Genomic DNA, 7263 nt, shown 5'->3' with positions numbered 1-7263 from the left:
CAGTTGTACCGCCAGGTGCACTGCTGAGTAGCTACGTTTGGAAGAGATAAGCACTGAAAGCATATAAGTGCGAAACTCGCCTCAAGATGAGACATCTTTTAAGGGTCGTGGGAGATGACCACGTTGATAGGCTATAGGTGTAAAGACAGTAATGTCATAGCCGAGTAGTACTAATTACCCGTAGATTTATAGCCTGATATGGCGCACGAAAGTGCAGCAAGGTTAGCTCTTTGTGAAAGTTTTTATCGCTTAAAACAGATATCAGAGATTAGATCTCAGATATCAGACAAATTCGTCTGACATCTGATGTCTTGCATCTGACATCTTATATACAACCTTTAGGGTGGTTTTAGCGGTGGGGCTCACCTGTTCCCATTCCGAACACAGAAGTTAAGCCCACCAGCGCCGATGGTACTGCTAACGCGGGAGAGTAGGCCGCCGCCAGTTTTTATTTTATTTTTAAAGTCTCATACATAATTGTATGAGACTTTTTTTTGCTCTATACTCCACAGCAAAACAAGAATCGATAAGTAATGGGTAATAAGCAATGAGTAATATCCCCACTTCTATTGAATATTGTCTGTATACAATACAAATAGTACTTAGGTTTTACTCAATATATTGGTCATTATAGATTACCCTATTATTCATACCTCTTTCCTAGCCCTGATAGGAACGGTTACCCCACAGCATGGGTTGGCCCTTGGGTTAGGCTCAGGGTAAGGTAAAGGCAGCGGCGCGAGGAGTATGAGTGGATAGCAGGATTAAGCTCCTGAAAATTATTTTTGTAGATATTAAATCGAGATTATTTCTATTCATAAAAATTATAATAGACTAAATCTCTTAAACACTTCCTATTTATGTTGTAACTTTATTTTATGAAAGAGCATATTGTGAGAGGGTTCAGATTTGAAACTTACAAAGCACCGGAACTCTCCGTATTCGATCGTTTACTGGAAATTTTTACAGATTTATTAACCCATACCTCGGGAGATTTTGATGAAGCTATTGACTGGCTTCGAATGCTGGATGAAGAGTATCAGCTTACTACTCCGGAATACACGATTGATGACTTTATTGAAGATCTTAAAAAGAAAGGATATATCCGTGAAGAAGTTAATCCTAATGGAGGAAAAGGAATTCGGCTGAGTGCAAAAATGGAACAAAATATCCGTAAACAAGCGCTTAACCAAATATTCGGAAACCTTGGGAAAAGTGGTAACGGTAATCATAAAACCAATAAGAGCGGAACGGGAGAAGATACAACAGGAGAATTCCGTAATTATAACTTTGGAGATCCGATAGAGAAAATTTCTATTACAGAAAGCCTTAAAAATGCTCAAATCAACAATGGAATTGGAGATTTTCATCTTACTGAAGATGATTTAATCGTAGAAGATAGTATTCATCAATCACAGATGAGTACCGTTTTGATGATTGACATCAGCCACAGTATGATATTGTACGGTGAAGACCGAATCACTCCTGCCAAAAAAGTGGCGATGGCTCTTGCCGAACTGATTACAACGCGTTATCCAAAGGATACTTTGGATATCATTGTTTTTGGGGATGATGCGTGGCCTGTTAAGATTCAGGAGTTGCCTTATCTGCAGGTGGGTCCTTATCATACCAATACAGTTGCGGGGCTTCAATTGGCATTGGATATTTTACGAAGAAAGAGGAATACCAATAAACAGATTTTCATGATAACCGACGGAAAGCCAAGTTGTGTTCGTCAGGCTGATGGTACTTATTATATGAATTCTTATGGCTTGGATGAATATGTTGTTCAGAAATGTTATAATATGGCATCCCAAGCTAGAAGGCTGCATATTCCGATTACTACTTTTATGATTGCTCAGGATCCTTATCTACAACGTTTTGTAAGTGAATTTACAGAAGCTAATCAAGGAAAGGCTTTTTATACGGGACTCAATGGATTAGGACACATGATTTTTGAGGATTATGAGACCAATCGTAAGAAAAGAATACGTTAAAAAAATATATTTCAAATTTTATAAAATCAGATATTAAATAAAATGACTGAAAAGCCAAACATAAAGACACTGGGTTCATTAAGAGCATCAGGATATATATCAAAAAATATAAAAGACGAATTAAGAGATAATTTAAAAACTAAAATTCGTAATAAAGAATCTGTATTTGAAGGGATTTTCGGATATGAAAATACGGTTATTCCTCAATTGGAACACGCTATTCTAAGCCGACATAATATTAATTTATTAGGATTGAGAGGTCAGGCGAAAACCAAACTGGCAAGAATGATGACCTCTTTACTGGATGAATGGATTCCTTTTATTGGAGGAAGTGAAATTAATGACGATCCATTTAATCCGATTTCCCGTTATGCTAAAGAGTTAGTGGAAAAGGAAGGTGATAATGCTCCAATAGAATGGCTTCACCGCGATGAAAGGTTTTTTGAAAAACTGGCTACTCCGGATGTGACTGTTGCCGATCTCATTGGTGATGTGGATCCTATTAAAGCTGCCAATCTTAAACTTTCTTATGCAGATGATCGTGTGATTCATTTTGGGATGATCCCGCGAGCAAACCGTTGTATTTTTGTAATTAATGAATTACCGGATCTTCAGGCGAGAATTCAAGTTTCTTTGTTTAATATTTTGCAGGAAGGTGATGTACAGATTCGCGGATTTAAGGTGAGAATGCCTTTGGATATACAATTTGTTTTTACCGCGAATCCTGAAGATTATACCAACAGGGGAAGTATTGTAACGCCACTGAAAGACCGTATAGGATCGCAGATTTTGACACATTATCCTGAAAACATCAATATTGCAAGAGAAATTACGAATTATGAATCCAGTTTAGACAGCCGTCAGAAAAATGGTGTATATGTTCCTTCTTTAGCGAAGGATCTTTTGGAACAGATTGGTTTTGAGTCTCGTGAAAGCGAATATGTAGATTCAAAAAGTGGAGTGAGTGCACGTATGAGCATTACTGCTTTCGAAAACTTATTGAGTACAGCGGAGCGTAGATCTTTACTAACTGGTGAAGAAGCAACTTCTGTAAGATTAAGCGATTTTGTGGGGGTAATTCCTGCAATCACGGGAAAAGTGGAATTGGTTTATGAAGGCGAACAGGAAGGGGCGGAAGCGGTTGCCCAGTTATTGATTGATAATGCGATCAGAACTTTATTTACATCTTATTTCCCGAAAGTAGAAAAACTGGAGAAAAAGAATATTGATGGGCCGTTTAACCAAATTACGGATTGGTTTTTGGAAGACGATGGATTTTTGGAAATTACGGATGAATCTTCGGATGAATCCTATGCAAAATCTCTTAACAGGATTGATCCTCTTGATCAGATCATTGAAAAATATCAACCAGATACTCAGCCGGAGGATATTTTATTCTTAAAAGAGTTTATTCTTTGGGGATTGGCAGTTAACAAAAAACTGAATAAAGAAAGATTCAGAACAGGAGTTTTCTTTTCTTAAATTTTCAAAATTTTAAAAGGCATAAAACAAAAAGATGTGGAAATTAATTTCCACATCTTTTTATATTTTTAATCAAATACTTATCAAACCTGGATAACCCCCAGATTAAACTTTTCTGTAATAGGAGCATGATTGGCTGCTTCTATTCCCATAGAAATCCATTTTCTGGTGTCAGTTGGGTTAATGATAGCATCAGTCCATAATCTAGCTGCTGCGTAGGTAGATTCTGTTTGTTTTTGATATTTTTTTGAAATGGTATCTAATATCTCGTTGTGTTCTTCTTCAGAAATTTCTTTACCTTGTTTTTTCAGGGTAGACTCCTGAATCTGTGCCAGTACTTTAGCAGCTTGGGTACCTCCCATTACGGCAAGATCTGCCCAAGGCCATGCTACAATCAATCTTGGATCATAAGCTTTTCCACACATCGCATAATTTCCTGCGCCATAAGAATTTCCCGTAATGATTGTAAATTTAGGGACTACTGAGTTAGAAACAGCATTTACCATTTTTGCTCCATCTTTGATGATCCCTCCATGCTCTGATTTTGAACCTACCATGAAGCCGGTAACATCCTGTAAGAAGATTAAAGGGATTTTTCTTTGATTACAGTTGGCAATGAATCGAGTCGCTTTATCAGCAGAATCGGAATAGATCACTCCTCCAAATTGCATTTCTCCTTTACCGCTCTTTACTAATTTTCTTTGATTGGCTACAATTCCCACAGACCAACCATCTACTCTTGCCGTAGCACAAATAATACTTTTACCATAGTCTGGTTTATATTCTTCATATTCGGAGTTATCCACAATACACTTTATAATTTCGTAAGTATCATATTGTTCAGCTCTGGAAACCGGCATAATTCCGAAGATATTATCAGGACTTTCTTTTGGTGGAAAGCTTTCTATTCTGTCAAAGCCTGCTTTTTCAGTACTTCCGATAGATTTCATAATATTTTTTATTCTGTCTAAAGCATCTTTATCATCTTTCGCCTTATAATCGGTAACACCAGAAATAGAACAGTGAGTAGTAGCCCCTCCTAATGTTTCATTATCAATGCTTTCTCCAATAGCAGCTTTTACAAGATAGCTTCCTGCCAGGAAAATAGAACCTGTTTTATCCACAATCATAGCTTCATCGCTCATAATAGGTAAATAAGCACCTCCAGCTACACAACTTCCCATAACCGCTGAAATCTGGATGATTCCTGAAGCACTCATTTTAGCATTATTTCTGAATATTCTACCAAACATTTCCTTATCCGGGAAAATTTCGTCCTGCATAGGTAAGTACACTCCTGCAGAATCAACAAGGTAAATGATTGGAAGTCTGTTTTCCATTGCTATTTCCTGTGCTCTCAGATTTTTCTTTCCAGTGATAGGGAACCAAGCTCCTGCTTTTACCGATGCATCATTGGCTACAACAAGACATTGTCTTCCGGAAACATATCCCATTACTACTACAACTCCTCCGCTAGGGCATCCACCATGTTCTTCATACATTTCATAGCCGGCAAAAGCTCCTATTTCTATGGAATCAGAATCTTTATCAAGAAGATAGTCTATTCTTTCTCTTGCAGTCATTTTTCCTTCTTCACGAAGCTTCTGAAGCCTCTTTTCACCGCCTCCTTTTTTGATCTCGGCAAGCAAGCGATTTTGAAAATGATTATTATATGCCTTTTCAAAATTATTACAATACTCTTGTTAATATTTATATTAATATTGCTTATTCAAAAGAGGAATATTTATTTGGCGTAACCTCTGATCCATCAGGGTGGTCAGTGGAATTTACGAAAGCACAGAGTAACTTACGTTTAGAAATGCTGGTAAGTATAATTCCTGATGGTGCTGTAAATTTTCTAACTTTAGATGCAAAAATTAAAATTTTAAGAAAATTTGCTGAGAATAGTATATATGAATCAAGAGAAGATTCTGTAGTAAAAATTGTAAAATCAATACAAGTTAATGATGCACTTGCATTTTTAAATAGGCTAGAAACCGAAAAAATATTAATTAACGGTAATCAAAAGACACTTTTCGAGTGTTTATATCAGAGAATTAATGATAGAATAGTTTTCTTTGGGAAGAATAATAGAAGAGAATACATGAACCGTCTCTATTCTCTATGGTATGTTTCGATGTTAAATCCTTATCAATCTTTAGCTATTGGACTGGGAGGAATTGATTACAATACCAGCCAATATTATTTTGAGCAATTTTACAAAAATAAACCAATCATTTTAAATTATAATTCAAAAAAGAATTTTTTAGGTTTTTTTGTCGATAACATGGATTTTGAGTTTAATGGAGAGCTTATTACCGTAAAAGAGGAGAAAGTAACAGGTTATACTATTTCCGGTGGAGAACCCACTCCTGATATAAGTAAAGTAAAAGTTGGTGATTATGGTTTTTACACTGCTATTTCTTTAATGCATTATGACGAAAAAGATGTAGCGGTAAAATTACCTTCTATAGCCTTGCAACCTAGTGGTAGTGATTTAAGTTACGTGATTCCGTTATTTTATTTAAAGTATTTAGATGATTTTGGAGATAGCGAGGATGTTTGGACAGCAGTAGATTTGACAGCAGACGTAGCACTTAGTTTTACCGGTATTGGTAATATATCAAAGCTTAGACATTTTAGACATCTATCAAAATTAGGAAGAATTGCTTTGGGAGCTTCAATTACTACTGGTGAACGAATTTTAGCTTTAGAAGCATTGTCAGGAGCAGGAGCGTTGATCGAGCTTACTTCAGATGTAGCAAAATCTATTTTGAATTATTATTCTAATGGGTGTGAAGTATATATAGATAAAGTTAAGGCAAATATTAATGACTCTACTCCAGATGGAAATATTCCCGAAAACCCAGGAGGTAATACTATCCCTAATTATGATTGGTGTAAGAACTTAGATAATTTTTTATTCTGGACCCAAATGGTTTCAAGCGGAGGCGGTTTTGCAGCTGAATATATGATGAGGGATGCTGCTGTAAAACTGATGGCTGTAAATAATAGTAATTTTCCTGCTGGATTTCCGCAAGCTGCTGCAGATTTTATTAGAGATATTGCAGATTTGGATGCCGCATTGAATAGTTTTTATGCTAAAATACAGCCTACTTGCCCAACAGTTGTAAATAAAGTAAAAAGCTTTATTCACAAAGAAGATAGATATGCGTTTATGCTTGAGTTTAGAGATCATGGGATTCCATATATTCAACAATTACAAAATGAACCAGATTTGATAGATGTTTGGATAAAAATTACGACAAGTGTGAAAAAGCATAGATATAGTATCAATTTATTAAAAGCGAGGAAGTTTTTAAATACCCCTTTAAATACTCCCCGTATGGATCATGTTTTTCATGGTGAGGTTGATACTAGTTTTACGCCTCCTAAAGCAAGTGGTTTTCATCATATCTATGGAATGGGAGTGAACGTGAATGCTTATGGGAAGATTGTGAGGACATTATCTAAGAATCAAGGATATGCATTAACTAATGTTGAAGTATTTCACAGTGGAACATTTTATCCTAAACAAGCTTGGAATAATGCTGCAGGCACCCACCTTCCTATTCTAAACGATATGTTTAGGCAAGATTGGGATAGAGAGGAAATAATAGATAATATTGCTCTTGCTTATACTACCTTAACTTATTCATCCGGAAATAAATTTGTAGGAGCTATGAGTGATAATAAACATATTATAATTTGCATCCGAGGAGGAAATGACGGACTTGTTGGATTTTTAAATAAAGGTGTGATCACTAGTTGGCCATCTAGATAA

General features: G+C 36.0%; 4 protein-coding genes and 2 rRNA genes (1 of these 6 only partly in view). 5 read left to right on the top strand and 1 reads right to left on the bottom strand.

The genetic code is table 11. The annotated features are described in order from the left end of the window. The 4 genes from NBX25_RS16780 to NBX25_RS16765 all read left to right on the top strand — a co-directional run. A 23S ribosomal RNA gene (locus NBX25_RS16780) occupies positions 1-194 on the top strand (it extends 2566 nt beyond the left edge of the window). A gap of 145 nt (positions 195-339) precedes the next feature. Then, a 5S ribosomal RNA gene (gene rrf / locus NBX25_RS16775) occupies positions 340-447 on the top strand. A gap of 431 nt (positions 448-878) precedes the next feature. After that, complete coding sequence (locus NBX25_RS16770) at positions 879-1997, top strand: vWA domain-containing protein (RefSeq protein WP_250254453.1); 1119 nt, start codon at positions 879-881, stop codon at positions 1995-1997. A gap of 42 nt (positions 1998-2039) precedes the next feature. Next, on the top strand, positions 2040-3479 hold the full coding sequence (locus NBX25_RS16765) for an AAA family ATPase (RefSeq protein ID WP_250254450.1): 1440 nt from the start codon (positions 2040-2042) through the stop codon (positions 3477-3479). Between the two features lie 83 nt (positions 3480-3562). Here NBX25_RS16765 and NBX25_RS16760 read toward each other — a convergent pair whose 3' ends face one another. Then, positions 3563-5128: an acyl-CoA carboxylase subunit beta gene (locus NBX25_RS16760; RefSeq protein ID WP_250254449.1), complete on the bottom strand. Its 1566-nt coding sequence runs from the start codon at positions 5126-5128 to the stop codon at positions 3563-3565. Between the two features lie 23 nt (positions 5129-5151). Between NBX25_RS16760 and NBX25_RS16755 the strand changes: the two genes are divergently transcribed. Further along, a complete protein-coding gene (locus tag NBX25_RS16755; protein WP_250254447.1) occupies positions 5152-7263 on the top strand; it encodes an EndoU domain-containing protein in 2112 nt (703 codons plus the stop codon).

Source organism: Chryseobacterium sp. Marseille-Q3244 (assembly GCF_940807095.1).
In the GTDB taxonomy this organism is placed as follows: domain Bacteria; phylum Bacteroidota; class Bacteroidia; order Flavobacteriales; family Weeksellaceae; genus Chryseobacterium.
The sequence above is the reverse complement of the archived record's forward strand: the minus strand, read 5'-3'. Positions and strand labels throughout refer to the sequence as shown.